General features: G+C 41.1%; 10 protein-coding genes and 1 pseudogene. 4 read left to right on the top strand and 7 right to left on the bottom strand.

The window, feature by feature from the left end; translation table 11 throughout:
- Positions 1–14: 14 nt before the first annotated feature.
- Both ZOBGAL_RS00975 and ZOBGAL_RS00970 read left to right on the top strand, forming a co-directional pair.
- Positions 15–1,280 carry a glycoside hydrolase family 117 protein gene (locus ZOBGAL_RS00975; protein WP_013991591.1) on the top strand — a complete coding sequence of 422 codons (1,266 nt, stop codon included), beginning with the start codon at positions 15–17 and terminating at the stop codon, positions 1,278–1,280.
- Between the two features lie 527 nt (positions 1,281–1,807).
- On the top strand, positions 1,808–2,350 hold the full coding sequence (locus ZOBGAL_RS00970) for a DUF4442 domain-containing protein (protein WP_013991588.1): 543 nt from the start codon (positions 1,808–1,810) through the stop codon (positions 2,348–2,350).
- On the opposite strand, the gene ZOBGAL_RS00965 is transcribed toward ZOBGAL_RS00970, so the two are convergent.
- Entirely contained in the window at positions 2,347–4,191 is a 1,845-nt protein-coding gene (locus ZOBGAL_RS00965; protein WP_013991587.1) for a helix-turn-helix domain-containing protein, read from the bottom strand. The genes ZOBGAL_RS00970 and ZOBGAL_RS00965 overlap by 4 nt on opposite strands.
- Positions 4,192–4,597: 406 nt before the next feature.
- On the opposite strand from ZOBGAL_RS00965, the gene ZOBGAL_RS00960 reads away from it, so the two are divergent.
- Together ZOBGAL_RS00960 and ZOBGAL_RS00955 are read left to right on the top strand one after the other, a co-directional pair.
- Positions 4,598–7,774: a SusC/RagA family TonB-linked outer membrane protein gene (locus tag ZOBGAL_RS00960; RefSeq protein ID WP_052725435.1), complete on the top strand. Its 3,177-nt coding sequence runs from the start codon at positions 4,598–4,600 to the stop codon at positions 7,772–7,774.
- A 5-nt stretch (positions 7,775–7,779) separates the two neighbouring features.
- Positions 7,780–9,366 (top strand): RagB/SusD family nutrient uptake outer membrane protein, encoded by a 1,587-nt coding sequence (locus ZOBGAL_RS00955; protein ID WP_046287679.1) that lies wholly within the window; start codon positions 7,780–7,782, stop codon positions 9,364–9,366.
- A gap of 82 nt (positions 9,367–9,448) precedes the next feature.
- Here ZOBGAL_RS00955 and ZOBGAL_RS23990 read toward each other — a convergent pair.
- The 6 genes and pseudogenes from ZOBGAL_RS23990 to ZOBGAL_RS00935 all read right to left on the bottom strand — a co-directional run.
- A pseudogene (locus ZOBGAL_RS23990) lies at positions 9,449–9,547 on the bottom strand (gluconate 2-dehydrogenase subunit 3 family protein); the annotation flags it as partial.
- A 15-nt stretch (positions 9,548–9,562) separates the two neighbouring features.
- Positions 9,563–9,706 (bottom strand): hypothetical protein, encoded by a 144-nt coding sequence (locus tag ZOBGAL_RS23450; RefSeq protein WP_158499699.1) that lies wholly within the window; start codon positions 9,704–9,706, stop codon positions 9,563–9,565.
- Between the two features lie 101 nt (positions 9,707–9,807).
- A complete protein-coding gene (locus ZOBGAL_RS00950) occupies positions 9,808–11,424 on the bottom strand; it encodes an alpha-L-fucosidase (RefSeq protein ID WP_013991583.1) in 1,617 nt (538 codons plus the stop codon).
- A 39-nt stretch (positions 11,425–11,463) separates the two neighbouring features.
- A complete protein-coding gene (locus tag ZOBGAL_RS00945; RefSeq protein WP_013991582.1) occupies positions 11,464–13,632 on the bottom strand; it encodes a TIM-barrel domain-containing protein in 2,169 nt (722 codons plus the stop codon).
- 163 nt (positions 13,633–13,795) lie between these two features.
- A complete protein-coding gene (locus ZOBGAL_RS00940; protein ID WP_013991581.1) occupies positions 13,796–14,482 on the bottom strand; it encodes an RraA family protein in 687 nt (228 codons plus the stop codon).
- A gap of 6 nt (positions 14,483–14,488) precedes the next feature.
- Complete coding sequence (locus ZOBGAL_RS00935; protein WP_013991580.1) at positions 14,489–15,688, bottom strand: DUF4861 family protein; 1,200 nt, start codon at positions 15,686–15,688, stop codon at positions 14,489–14,491.
- Positions 15,689–15,736 lie beyond the last annotated feature (48 nt).

The raw sequence follows: 15,736 nt of genomic DNA, 5'->3' as shown, positions 1-15,736 counted from the left end.
AACCAGACCAAGCCATGAAAAACATCACTACAATCGTTGCCCTACTTTTTTTGTTGGGAGCATGTCAAGATCAGTCCGAGAAAAAACCATACGTAGAACAGCAAGCCGATCAAAGGGGCTTCCCTTTTATATTGCCTAGCGAAAAACCCAACCGAAAGATGAGTGCCGCAATGGAACGAATCTATACCGACTACGAAGCACCGCAGCCACAGCATAACGAGCTTTTTAGCCAATTTAAATATACTGAGCTCAAAGGTTTCGATTACAACGGAAACGATGGTACGATTACAAGAAGGGATCCTTCCAAAATACTCTTGCACAAGGGGAAGTATTACGTGTGGTACACGTATAGAAATACTTCTACGCCACCGCGGGGGGCAGATGAGAGTAATGATACCATTCCCTCTTCCGACTGGGACCTGTCCGAAATTTGGTATGCTACGTCTTCCGATGGTTTTACTTGGGAAGAACAAGGGGTGGCCATAAAAAGACCTAAAAAACCCTTGGTAGGATGGCGGTCGGTAACGACTACCGATATTTTGGAGTGGAAGGGCAAATATTACCTGTATTACCAAGGCTTTATGGAGGCGAGCGGAAAAAGAGGGGATGATTGCCCTGTTGCCGTTTCCTATGCCGATTCGCCCGATGGCCCATGGACCCCGTATAATAAGGTAGTGATCCCGAACGGGGGAGAAGGGGAGTGGGACCAATATTCCATTCACGATCCGTATCCCCTTGTTCACAATGGTAAAATCTATATTTATTATAAATCCGATTTTGGTGAAAAACCCGACAAGGTACGTATGCAAGGACTCGCTATTGCTGATGATCCCTTGGGGCCTTTTACAAAGCATCCCCTGAATCCCTTAATAACTTCGGGGCATGAGACTTCATTGTTTCCCTTCAGGGAAGGGGTTGCGGCTTTGGTCTATAAAGACGGTCCCGAACACAATACCGTACAATATGCCGAAGATTGGGTAAATTTTGAAATTGCCTCCATTACCGAGTTGATGCCCTATGCAGGCGCTCCCTATGTGCCGGATGCCTTTACCGATACCGATTATGGCAGGGGCGTTACTTGGGGCCTTGCCCACTTTATCAATTTAGGGGGCAAAGGCAAATACCATTCAAAACTCGTTCGTTTCGACTGTGACCTGAGCCTTGATCTAGATGACCCCGAAATGAAGGAACACCGGGTAAATCACCGGCCCGATGTCTATTACAGACAAGGCTTGAGTGCCAAACAGGTGGAACGCCTACAGTCCGAGGTCCTGAAATAGAAATTGAGTTTTAAAATCAACGGAAGAGGGCATTTAGCGATGCTCTTTTTGGTTTCAAGACTTTAAGGAAGAAAGCTTTCAGAACGCTTAAAGTGGCCCAGTTTCTACATTTCATCTTAAAATAACGACTCGTCTATAGGTATCTAGGCATTCACATGTAGATAAACGCTGTTTATCGAAAACTATAAGTTTTTTCTGACTCTGTACCCTAATTTTGGGGTATTGAAATACGGGCGATATATGTCTGATAGGAAGTTTGAGAAGGCCGTTTATCGCTGTTTATGATAGAACGAAATAAATGTTCCCCCTTTTTGAAAAAGCACGGATCGGCCTAGATGAAAATATCGTTCGTATTTTATTATTTCTTTCGAAAATAGGAATCGCGTCTGCACCTATTGTCTTTTTTAAGGACTTCATCTGATGAAAGTTCTTTTTCTTTTACTCCCCGTTTTTTCCTTCATTTTTTTTATTTGGTACTTAGTGGTAATTTTAGCCCTTGTTCCCAATTGGTAATTTAGATACATCTAATGTCGTTTTATAGTGATTTGGTCGACATCGGCTCCCGTTTTATAGGCAAGCATAAATTATTGAAATACGGTTTTAACCTTTCGCCTATGTACCGTCGTAGCACGGCAAGGGTGAAAGCGGTTTCGTCCGATTTGCGAAAGGTGACGGTGAAATTGCCTATTGGGTATAAAAACCGGAATTATGTAAACACTATATTCGGAGGAAGTATGTTCTCGGCCGTTGATCCCATACCCATGGTTCAGCTCATTAACATACTTGGCGACGATTATGTGGTTTGGGACAAGTCTGCCGCAATTTACTTTAAAAGGCCTGCCAAAGAAGACCTCTATGCCGATTTTGAATACAGTTGGGAGGAAGTAGAGAAAATCAAGCAAAGGGTAGCGCAAGAAGATGCGATCGACATTGTAAAGACGACTTACTTGATGAACAAGGCTCGTGATATTGTCTTCTGTGAAGTGAAAAAGACCATTTATGTAGCCGACAAGGCATTTTATAAGAAGAAAAGGGCGTTGGCGGAAGCGAAGAAAAAAGAAGTAAATTAGTTTTGCTCCTTCTCTTTTTCTTCGTTGAGTTGTTTAATAAAGTATGAGGGGAGAATACCCAAACGTTTTTTGAAAGCCGAATAAAAGGTGTTTTGGTTGTTGAATCCACATACACTGGCAATATAACTTAGCTTACTATTTCTGAAATCTTCATCTTCGACCAAACGTTTGAGAAGGTAGTTTATTCTTAACTCGTTGATATAGTTGTTGAAATTCGATTTTTTTTCATGGTTGATTACCTGTGACAAGTATTTTTGATTGGTCTGTAGTTCTTCCGACAACGATGAAAGGCTGCATTTTTGATTTAGAAAATCGTTGTTTTTTTCGAATTTTTTCAGCTTTATTAATATGATTTCCTTGATATCTTCATCAATATATTCATGGGAACGAAATCTTTTGGGGACGGTTTCTTTTGGTTTGTCGGAATGGTGAGCCTTGTTCTGTTGGTGTATCTTTTCTTGTATGAGCTCTTTGGTCCTATAAAACAAGAGCCGGTTTTTCTTTCTTACCTTAAAATACGAATATGTGGCGATACCACCAGATATAAGGGTCAGCGTTAGTACAAGGAGTATAAATACATAGCGTTCTTCTTGGTTTTTGGTACGTATTTCAAGTATTTCCTTTTCTTTGGAAATTTCGTTGATTCTTCTGCTTGCCTCTAGAATTTGTATTCTCTGGTTGGTTTCTAAGGAAAAAAGCGAATCGCGAACGGCCCAATGAATGGCCGAGAAAGACTGTCCCAGTTCTACATTTCCTTTGGCTTGGTGAAGCTTTGCCAATTTATAGCTCACGTCTTTGACCACATCAAAGGCATTGATTTTTCTCGCCGTTCCATAGCTTGCCGTATAACTTTTTATGGCCGCTGTAGTATCGGCCCTTTTAAGGCTGAGTTCGGCCCTCAGGATATAGGCCCTAGGAAGCCTGAACCTGTATTCGTTTTCATTGATAAGTTCGAACACCCTATTGAGATACTGTTCGGCAAGTGCAAATTCGCCTTGTTCTATGTATATACTTGCGATATTCATAAATACGGCACTCTCAATATAGCCTCCAGGGGCCGGTAATTTTTGTTTTAGCTTTAGATAGAAGGTGTAGATTTCGGAGGCGGGTCGACTACCTTGTAAAACATGGACCATTCTGGCCATCTCGTCTATCTTGGGTAAAATATTTTGTGTCCGTTTTAAGGCCAAGGAATGATCGATGCCCTTGAGGCAATTTTCAAGCGCCTTTTCATATTGCCCCAATCTTAAATATAGATGGGAAATCGAAGAGTAGGCCTTCATCAAAACATAAGGGTTTTCTATTGCTTCCCCATAGCGTAGATTTTTTAAAGAGGTGTCGAGAGCCAAATCATATGCTCCACGCTCGGTGTGGATATATGATTTTAGCGCACTGTTGTCAGCAATGATTTTAGGGTATTGATCCATTAGCTTTTCTGAATCTAAACGGTCCAATAATTCAGATGCCTGGTCAAACTTACCTTGCATGAAATATATAAATGCTTGATGGGTAATCGACTGCAGATAACCTTCCGTATAAGCTATTTCTTTAGAAAGTTCAAGAGACTCGTTATTATAGTCTTCTGCAAGTTCGGGTGATTTGTAGATGTAAAAGTTATATAATTTAAAGCAGGCCTGAACCTTTTCCTTTCCTTTGGTCCTTGACCGTTCGTCTAAAAGTCCCTTTTCGTCAAAAACAATATTTCCCTGCGCCAATTGCTTGTCTACCAGTTTTTCAAGACGTATGAGGTAAGCTTGAACATCTCGGGTAGTATAGGGCTGTCCTACCATTGGTAAAGAGACCAAAATAAACAGAACGATAACAATTCGCTTAAGATTCATAAAGTATTTGGGTTTCGGTAAAATGACATCGGATAAATGGCTAGCCGAGTATATTTTCCTAGGGCTAAGATAAAGGAGTTTGTAGGAATAGAATTTTAAGGAAGCATAAATCTACGATCAATTGCCACTGTGGGATGTATTTCGTCGAATATCTAGTTTTTGATGAAACATATAGTTTCCGGAAATATAAAATTCATGAATTTTCTAACGAATTAACTAGGCCTTTCCTACGTTAACAATTCTTTTCGAATATTTTGGTTGACTGGTTACTTTGGCCAGCTTTCTCAAAAAAAATACTTAACCCTTATGTATAAGTGCCTATGAAGAAAACCCTTTAACTCAATTTCAATCTACTACTGGTTCTCTTTTTAAAGAGGGCATCTTAACTAACTAATCTGATTGTACCATGAAAAAACATGCAAAAACAAAATGTACAGGATGCACTTTGTTCAAAAGCTCCTTGTCGTTACAAATTCTATTTTTCATTATTCTAGTTCCCAATCTTTCAATTTCGGCGGTATCTCAACCGAAATCATTTCTGTCCCTTTCAACAAACACTCCTGATCTATTAGAACACTCTATCTCTAAAAACCTTAGTATCGCTAGCGCCCAACAATCGGAAGTTAGGGGAACCGTTGTTGACGAAGATGGTACGCCCTTACCGGGAGCCAATATTTTGGAAAAGGGAACAACCAACGGTGTGGTTACCGATTTTGATGGAAACTTCACTTTAAATGTAGAAAGTGAAAATGCCGTGATTGTGGCTTCATACATTGGTTTTAAATCAAAAGAAGTAAAGGTTTCGTTCAGCTCCTCCCTACAGATACAACTTGCTTTGGATGCTTCAAAACTTGAGGAAGTCGTTGTGGTGGGCTATGGGGTTCAAAGAAAATCCGATGTTACGGGATCTGTAGCCAGTGTTGATGGCGATGCCATTCTGAAAAGGCCGGTGGGCAATGCCCTTCAGGGTCTTCAAGGCCGAGTTGCAGGTGCTAATGTATATTTGAATTCAGGTAACCCTACTGCCGCCCCTAGAATTATTATTAGGGGATTGGGAACCATCAACTCAAGTTCCGACCCTCTCTTTGTAGTCGATGGAGTGGTAATGGAAGATATTCAGTTCCTGAACCCGAACAACGTAGAAAGTATGGAGGTCCTTAAGGATGCCTCTTCAACATCTATATATGGGGCCAGGGGAGCCAATGGCGTAATTTTGGTTACTACTAAAAGGGGCGCTAAAACCGAAGGTGTTACCGTATCGTATGACAGTTACTTGAGTTTGGGCCATCTGCGAAAAAAACTAGACCTTTTAAATTCGGAAGAATGGTTGCAAGTAGTAAAGACAGGCTTCGCAAATGCCCCGAAATACCGACCGGGTACCGACGCCCCCGAATTTACTACAGACGACCCCCGCCTGTTCGACAGCAGTGGCAAACCGCTGTACGACACCGATTGGCAAGATGAGGCTACGCGAACGGCCGTTACCCATAACCACCAATTGGCGGTGCAACAGAATAATGGAAAGTCGTCGGTGGGAGCCTTTTTTAATTTTTCCGATGTCGAGGGGATTATGCTCAATAATGATTTGGAAAGATGGAACGGCAAGCTTACCTACGATACCCAAGTGAGGGATTGGCTTTCTTTTGGTGCCAATGTTTTAGTGAATTATACCATTGAAAATGAATTTTCAGATGGAGGAGGCGGGCAAGTGCCAAGAAGAACGATGATTGAAATGCCCCCGATTTTTCCAGTGCGCTTTCCCGACGGTACTTATTCAAATAGCCGTTCGATTACCGATCCGTACAATGTTGAAGCCATGGCAAATCCGGTACACGTATTGGAGACCCAAGTACAACGGAACCTTAGAAACCAGATTTTCGGGAATGTCTACTTTCAGTTCCATCTTGCGGACGGACTCGATTTTAAAACACAGTTCGGTATCGATAAACAAGATCGTACGTTTCAGGATTTTTCACCCAATGACCTGATCAATACATCGGCTCCCTTGGGCCGCGCCAGTGTGGCAGAGGAAAAGGTACTTTATTGGCAGCAGGAAAATTTCTTGTCATATAATAAAAGTTTAGGCGACTCACGTATAAACGCCGTACTTGGGGCGAGTTGGCAAAAGCGAAGCTATTTTGGTTTTAGTGCCCGATCGGAAGGTTTTCCCGACAATTCGCTTTCTTTTTACCGATTGCAATCAGGTAGTGTTTTTGGCGAACCCCAATCAGGGTATAACGACTGGTCCATCAACTCTTATTTTATGAGGGCGGGATACACCTATAAAGATCGCTATCTCTTAACTCTAACAGGTAGGGCCGATGGGTCTTCTCGGTTTGGGGCCAATAATAAGTATGGCTTCTTTCCTTCCATAGGTATGGGATGGGTGGTTTCCGAGGAAAAGTTTTTGGAAAACAACACTTTCTTGAATCAATTAAAGCTGAGAACAAGCTATGGGGTAACGGGTAATACCGAAATCAGTCCGTATTCTACCTTGGCTACCATTTCTTCGGGTACGGCTCTGGTCAACGGGCAAAGGGTAAACGATAGCTTTGTGAGTCGTATACCTAACCCCGATGTGGGCTGGGAGACGACTACCCAATTCGATGTTGGTATGGAAATGAGTACCAATACAAACCCGCAGATAAGCCTAGAACTTGATTATTATTACAAATTGACCGAAGACCTGTTGCTCGATAGGCCGATACCGCGCTCCTCAGGTTTTGGAAGTATTCGAGATAATATAGGTTCTATTTCGAATAGGGGAGCCGAAGTCGCTTTAAGTTCGGCATATTCTAAAAACGATTTCTTTTGGGAGTCCGTATTCAATCTCAACTACAATAAAAATAGGATTGAAAAATTAGGGGCGAACGATGAAGATATTTTTCCAGGCCCTAGTTTTGTATCGGGGAGTAATACCATCTTAAGGGTAGGGGAGCCGGTAGCTTCTTTCTGGGGATTGGAACGTCTGGGAATCTGGGGAACCGATGAGGCTGACGCGGCCGCTGAAGTTGGGGCTTTGCCCGGTGAAGCCAAACGATCGGCCGAGCGTACGATTATAGGGAACGGATTGCCCACATGGACAGGTAGCTTTATCAATAACTTTAAAATGGGCCGTTTCGACTTTTCGGTCGACCTTCAGTTTGTGTATGATGTAGACATTCTTCAGCAAGCCTTGCATTCTACCGAAGATCGATCAGGAATCGCCAATGGCCTACGTACGATACTGACCGAAGGGTGGACCCCTGAGAACCAAAATACGCAGGTACAGGAAATCAGAAACCAAGGTACATCCGGACAAAATAGTCAAGTTGACAGCCGTTGGGTCGCCGATGGGTCGTACTTGCGAGGCAATCTGTTTGTCTTGGGGTATACCCTTCCCGATAAATTTTTGGGCTCATACGGCATTAAGAACTTCAGGGTTTATGGAAGTGTAGATAACGCTTTTGTGGTACAGTCGAAAGACTTTCAGGGCTATGATCCCGAAGGCTCTTCCAACACCAGCCAGTTCGGTCAAAATATATTCTTTTTTCAATATCCAAGGCCTAGGACTTTTACCCTTGGGTTTAATCTTAAATTTTAATGGCTATGAAATACTATAAAATATTCGGTTTTTTAAGTTTAGTTCTGGCGGTGGTATCTTGTTCTGATTTTTTGGAGGAAGAGCCTAGGGATTCGTTAAGTGTTGACCAATACTTCTCTGAACCTGGTCAAGCGGAGAGTGCCGTGAATTATTTATACCAGAACGGTGTGCCGCAGATGTACCTCAGTGGAGGGGTGTTCAACGGTACCCGGGTCATGTACCTACAGTATCTGTCCGGTTTTTTCGATAATGAGTTTAACGGTCAGGAGCGTCAAGTGAATTTGGCCCAGCAATTGGCAATAACCCCCAATAATGTTGATAATGATTTAAATGGAATGTGGGAAGGACTCTACCGGGGGATTGCAGGAGCCAATTTGGCCATTGCCAATATACCGGAAACCCCTGGGCTATCTGAAGGGGAAAAGAAGAACCTGATAGCACAAGCCAGTTTTTTTAGGGGGTTCGCCTATTTCTATCTCGTTCGAATTTTTGGAGATGTACCATTGATAACCGAACCCGTCGGCGGATTGGATGAGATTTTTGTGGAACGTACTGCCATAGCGGATATATACGATCAGATTCTGGCCGATTTTAGTGTGGCTACTGTTGAAGGAAGCTTGCCCAATGGCAATATGGTGGATAACAATTACCGAATTACCCGGGAAACGGCCTTAATGGTATTGTCCGATATATATTTGACCATGAGCGGGGCTCCCCTGTCAAGTGACAATTATGCCAAAGCCGCTACAACTGCCCGTCAAGTAATCAATAGCGGGGCCTTTTCGCTTACATCGCACGATACCGACACCGAGGGCAATGTAATTTTAGGGAATAGTGCCTACAATAAAATAAGAAAGGAACAGGCCCTGGACAAGGAGTACATTTATCAAATTGAGTACGAAGCGGGGATACGTACTTCACCTTATCCGCAGTGGTCATTTCCGGCATCGGTCAGTGGGAGTGTGGGATCGGCCTATGGAAATATTCAAAATGCCTATGGTCCGCGACCCGAATTGTACGCACAGTATGATACGGAATTGGATTTAAGGGCCCAGGAAAAACAATATTTTCATAGTTCTTTTGTAACCGGGGCCGGTGAGACCATTACGTTTCCGGTAACGCCTCATATATGGCTCGATGAAGAAGCTTTCTTTTCAACTTCGCAATCGTCTAAAAATTTGAGGGCGTATAGTTATCCTGAAGCCCTGTTGGTTGCGGCAGAGGCAATTGCTCAATCGGAAGGGGTTACGGCCGAAGCGATCGATTATTTGACCCAAGTCAGGGCACGGGCCTATTGGACGACCGATATAGAAACGATTCGAGCCGAATTGACCGGACTTTCCGTTACCGATTTTGTTGAAGAAGTGTGGAAAGAAAGAAACAGGGAGCTTATATTCGATTTTAAGCTTTGGTTCGATATGGTTAGGACTAGAAAATATCCTGTCAATACCGATGGGGAAACCACTTTTGTCGATTTGGTAGGGCGGCAAAATACTTTTGGAAAAACCTTTGAAGAAAAACATTTATTACTGCCAATTGCTGAATCTGAAATTCAACGAAACCCAAATCTGACCCAGAATGTTGGTTATTAGACTTAATTGCTAGGTTAGGAAAAAGCCCCCAAAGTGGGGGCTTTTTTACTTAATAGGGTAAATCGGTTTCTGTTATTATGGTTTATGTCAAAAGATTTCCATTTTCGTCCCATTCGGCAATGTCGTTCCTTTTGCTTTGGTCGACACATTTGGCGATCCATTCGGGATCGTATTCCACGCCGATACGCAAGATAATCTACACTGCCAATGCCGTGAAGGGCTTTCTCCGACTGTTGTAAGGCAACCAAGCCAAAGAGGCCTTTACGAACGATATGGCATTGCTCAACCGGTCTATCTGGCCACCGGAAGCATCGAGAAGAAATGGGCCTAGTCCTTCCAAAATTGGAGTCCTATGGTCTGGTAACTTTATATTAAATTTGACTGAGTTTAATTTATAGATCCCGATAGATTATAGCCAATTGTATATATATTAGAGGATATCTAACCTGATTTTTTTGAAGAGGAAATTTTAATTACATATGCATAGTCACAAGGTGCTTTTTCAGGAAGGGATACCACCAAGCCGTTTGCTGTTCTTTTCCATTTTAAATTGCCTTTATGCCCTAAAAGGCTGACATTTCCAATGTCACCAAACCAAAGAATTTCGTTTTTTGAAAGTGATGTTATGGATATTTCTTTTTTGCTTTCCGGATACTTCATCAAAATGGCATATAACACATTTCCCTTGGTTGTAAACCTAAAGTCTTTGGATGAATAATCTATGGATTCATGTTCAATATCCTTTTCACCCTCTATTCTAGAAGGTCCTTCTCCGAATTTTATCCAGGGCCTTGTTCCATGGATGCCTTCTGAATTTATAGCCATCCATTGGGTCATTTCTTTTAAAAATTGATAAGCGTATGGGTGAATTTCTCCATTTGCGGATTGTGTAATATTAAGAAGCATATTACCATTTTTACTAACAATATCTGCAAGTGTGTGTATTACGTCTTGTGTAGGTAAATAGTCTTCTTTTTCTTTTTCAAGATAAAACCATCCATCAAAGCCAATATCCGTTTGCCACGGTAATTTGCGGACTTCACTACTATGCGTATTCTCAAAGTCCAGCATAAACATTTGTTGTTCCTCATCGGTCAAATGTTTTGCATTTACTACCGCTTGGTTTATCCCCTTGTTCCATTTTTGAGACATATTATAAAAGTCGGCTATCAATTTGGTACCACGTGCTTTTCCTGCTGGGAAATGCCCACTATCAAAATAAATAAGTTCTGGATGGTATTGGTCCAGAACATCATACACCCTACCTATAAAATTATCCAAAAAAGCGTCGGATGGTGGTTCCCCTTCCTCCACAACTTCTTCAGCATATTTAACATTTGCAGGTAGTTTAGGCTTATGTGGCTGCCCATATAAGTCACGAGGGTCATAACCTTCCCACCATTTTCCTTTACCATCTTCTTTTGTTTGCCAGCCGTCATACGGTACTCCTTGGAAAGGACCCTTGTGGTCGGACAATCTGGAAGATTCAAAAAAGGTCCAAGCAGCTTCGCCATGAAAAGAAACCCCAAAAGGCATTCCATTTTTTTTGGCAGCATCTTGCCATTCTTTTACAATATCTCGTTTAGGGCCCATATTAACGGAATTCCACGGTTGCAATTTGGAGTTCCACATATCAAAATTGTCATGATGTTGTCCCATGGATACAAAATATCTAGCACCAGCTTTTTGATACAATTCCATCAATTTTTCAGGGTTCCATTTCTCCGCGGTGAATAAAGGGATTAAATCTTTATATCCAAATTCTGATGGATGTCCATATCGCTTTGTATGGGATTCATTGACATCAAATTTTTCTCCCCAATCCAGTACTCCCTGTAAATACATGAACCGTGCATACCAATCTCCCCTTTCTGGCACTGACTGAGGGCCCCAATGTGACCAAATACCAAATTTTGCATCTCTAAACCATTCTGGGGTAGTGTACTGTTTTAGTGATTCGTAGGTAGGTTTAAAATCGATCTCTTGTGCGAAGGCTGATTTTGGACCTATCAAAGCTTGCACTAGTAGCAAAGCAAATAGGTGATATTTTGAGTTCATATTTTTTTGAGATTCTTGGATTAAATGGTAATTAATAAGTTATTTGATAGGTACATTGGTCTTTGTCATAAATTCCCAGTGTATTTCTCCATATGTCCAAGAACTATTATTTTGAAGGTCTTTTATCTGTCCGACACCTTTATCCGCTTTAAGCAGTTTTGTTGTATACTTTCCTTTTTCAAAATCATAACTTTTACCATCATCATCATATAGAATGAACTCTGCAGGGGCATTACCATACACTCTAAGCGTTAGGGGAGTGCCTTCTTTCCATTCAGATGTTTGCCTTATTGGCGGAATCATTGGAATAATGCCTCCATCGCGCACAAACAAAGGAATTTGGTTTACAGGGGGAGCTACGGTAATCACTTCGCCATCTCCCATGAAGCTACCCGTGTAAAAATTGAACCAGCGCCCTTTTGGTAATATTACTTCCCGTTCTTTCATGCCTGTAAACATTGGGGCTACCATAATATTATCTCCCATCATGTATTGGGTAAGGTTTTCTTTTAATAAAGCTTGCTGGTACGGATTGTCTGTATGATCTAATTCTTTTTTTATTAGTTTACGTTCGCTATTATAACTGTCTTCTAAAGCCATTGCCCTAAAAGGGGGAATTCCTTCAAAATAGTAACGTGAAAACGAACTATAGAGATATGGAAGCAATTGCATTCTTAAGTACGCAATTTCCTGACATGCCTCGTATACTTCAGGGAAGGACCAAGGTTTGGTGCCCGAGCCCCAAGCGTTGATCATTGCCATGGGAGATAAACAACTGGTCTGCATTCTTCTGAGCCATTCTTCCGCGGAATCGGACTCCCTAACCTCTGGTTCCCATAGCACACCATTAAAACCAGAATTGGCCAAACCCGCAATAAAATCTTGATGGGCATATTGATCATTGTACAAAGCATAGGGCATAGCTACACCACCTGCATTATTGGCTCTTGCCAGCCCATAGGTACGGGTATTTTGTTTTCTATAAAGATCGGTGACCATATCCATAAATTTAAGCCCATAGGTTTGCCGTGTTTGTTCTGCAGAAACACCTGAAGGGAATGTGGCAACATCTGGCCATAGCCAATAATCGAATCCGTCTACCTCATCTACTTTAAAACCGCTGATACCAAGGGATATCTGGTTTTTCATTATATGGTCACCGTAAATGTTCCTGGCTTCTTCCATATTAAGATCAGGAACAATTCCACCCCATACCTTATGGGAACCGCTTAAAGGCATGAGCTTATCGTACATGGAAGATGATGGAGATACATATGGATTGCACCAAAGGTTAAGTTTGACGCTTTCATTGTCCACTTGGTTTATGAATTGGGAGGGATTCGGAAACCTTTCTGCGTCCCACTCAAAGGTACAAGGGTAAGATTTACTATGCCATCCTGGTTCTAATCCAATTACATCCAACGGGAAGTTCTTTTCCTTAAAATCACTAATTTCTTTCATTACTTCCTTGTTGTTATATAATGTTGGCGTGCGTTGCCAAAAACCCAATCCCCATTTTGGGGGGATAACACCACCTCCAAAGAAAAGATTAAATCTCTGGACAACTTTCATTGGCGTTTCCCCTTCAAAAACAAGAATTTCTGCTTTGTCTGATGGTATAAGAATCTCCACCGCATTGGAATATGGGTTTGACTCCCAGTTGGGGTCAGTGTTTCTGTCCCTAGGTTTAGGAGCATCAGGATTGTCTTTTTTTACACCGGTGCCCACATAAACATCTATATACTGAGCAGAGTTTATAAAGACCCCATACCCTAGTGATGAAACATAAAATGGAACAGGTGCATGTGTTCTACCATCATCTCTATGGTTATAATGATCTACATGTAAGCGTTTCACTTTACCCACTTGATCAAGACTTTTAAAGTTTAGCCCTAGTCCATATATTTGTTCCTCCTTTTTTAACGGAAGACTTATATAAGTTTTACCATTTATTACCTTTATTTCAATTGAAGACTTATCTAGGGGGAAGCCTGAGTTGCCAAGTTTCTTGATAGCTTCTACCTTTGGTGCAACCGGGGCTTGGTCAATAAAGTTATAAGTTTCACCTTTGTTTATTACGGTTTTCCAGATGCCAGGTAAAGTCTCCTGCCAATTAGCCTTTACGAGGTCATTGCTTAGTGGTTTTTCTGTATTGGTACATGAAAGTAGAACGATTAAAAAAGTAAGGGGCAGGAAAAATTTTATCATAGAATGTAAATGTATGAAGATATTTCTAATATCTTTCTTTCCTTAATTAAAGGAAGTAAAGGGTGTTGACTAATTTTGGATTTGAATCGCAAAGAAGCATATGTTGATTTATTGATTAAAATTCATCACCTGCACACACCATATACTCAATTGTTCTATACTACTACATGATGCCGAATTTATTAAAAGCATCGACTGTACTCATACCTTCTTCCAAAGCTTTTTTAACCTCTTGTTCTCCACGGGCTTTTTCAATTGCTCCTGTAAATACATCTTTTTCTAGTTCCTTTGGAATTATAAGCACTCCATCTCTATCTCCGTATACAATATCACCTGGATTGATTTTGATTCCATTGATTTCGATTGCGGAAGCAAAATCCATAACTTTGCCTCGTGGACCTTGGTCCTGAGCATACGTGCCTGTAGAAAAAGTTGGGAAATTTAGTTTTTCTATCTCATTTGTGTCCCTGGAATATCCGTTGACTACTGCCCCGGCAGCACCAAGTTTCATGGCTCTCGTACTCATAAGTCCCCCCCAGAGTGCGTAAGGCGAGGTTGCTCCCGTGCAGATATAGACCTCATTCTTTTTTAAATTGTCCAAAGCTTCGAACATCAATCCAAAAGGTTTATTCATTAAAGGGTTATTTCTTGATTCGGTAGTTTCGGCAAATACATCCGCCTCTAAGACGGGCATGGCCCTACCTATGATGACCATATCATCTTTAACAGGTTTAAGGTTTGGCGGGAGAAATTGATGCACAGAACCAATCTTGTCTAAAATATCGCCTACTAAAGCCGTAAATAGTTCTCTTTTTGCAATTTCAAATAATTCTTCGTCTGTTTTCCACATAATTTTTTACTTACTGGATATTTTAATTTTTATAGGGTTTCTTTTTTTTGCAGCTTCCTTTTTGACATAATTATCCCAGTCTTCTGGAGTGTCGAAATCACCACTTTTTTTCCATCCGAAACCGGACCAATATTTAACTGTATTGTTTAATATCCGCGAATGGATTCCAACGTTATTTTTGCTTTCGTCTTCATGGATTATACTTTTCAAGGATACTTTCGATATGTTGTCGGGATTTGTCAAGACAGCCGTTCCCAAATATGAATCCCCCATGGGTTCCCAGTAAGATACCCAACCTTCTCCCATGCTTGAATTGATCTTACCTTTTCCGTCGTGTAAGGCAAGCCCCATGAACATCTCATTTATCATGGTTTCCTGGCTCTTATAAAACACTTCACATTGGTACAGTTGAGTACCTAGGTCTATGGTAATTCGTTTGGTTTCATTTATAGGGTCTCCCCCGACCATGATAGGGGCATATTCCAATTCAAAAATGCTTCTGATAGGGCCGTTGGCTAAAATTTTCCAGTTTACAAAATTCTTGCTTAGTATGGTTTTTCCTTTATAAACAAGTGCCGTACCACCACAACCTCTGGTCGTTCCTACGTGGTAATTATCAAGTCCTTCACCGTGGTCTTCATGATACGACTTACCTTTTTTGTCATTTTTGTACCATTTATTAATAATTGGGTACTCTACACGTTTGGTCCAACAATCTATACCACTGGAAATAAGACCTGAAGCATTGCCCTCTTCAAAAAGTTCTTGACACTTCGGACCATAACTTCTGAAGGCTACTTTATCGTTTTCCCATGCAAAATCATCCATTCTTTCAGGAACAATTCTACAATATGTGGTTAAAGAACTATCTGCTTTTTCCGTAAAACCCTTATTACGACTTAATGTGAAGGCTCTTTTCTCTCGAGCATTTATGTTTGTCATGAAAATCAGGTAATCGTCAATATCGTCAGAGTCTTTATCTACATATTGTAGTTGTCGTGGTTTTCCCGACTCATCGGTTAATGTGTATTTACCTATTTCCTTTTGTTCTGGAAGATCTTTTAACCAAACTTCCACGATTTCGCGGGTTCTTGGAATATCGGTGTCGTTCATTACCAATATTTCATAGCTCGGCTCTCTTTCAGAACAAGAAATACCTAGAAAAAGAAGAAGTAGAAGAGAAAGATTTTTGGTTGAACGAATCATATTGTAATTATTATATAATTGGGTATCCACAAAAGAAATTAATTATTG

The organism is Zobellia galactanivorans (assembly GCF_000973105.1).
Lineage (GTDB): Bacteria > Bacteroidota > Bacteroidia > Flavobacteriales > Flavobacteriaceae > Zobellia > Zobellia galactanivorans.
The sequence above is the reverse complement of the archived record's forward strand: the minus strand, read 5'-3'. Positions and strand labels throughout refer to the sequence as shown.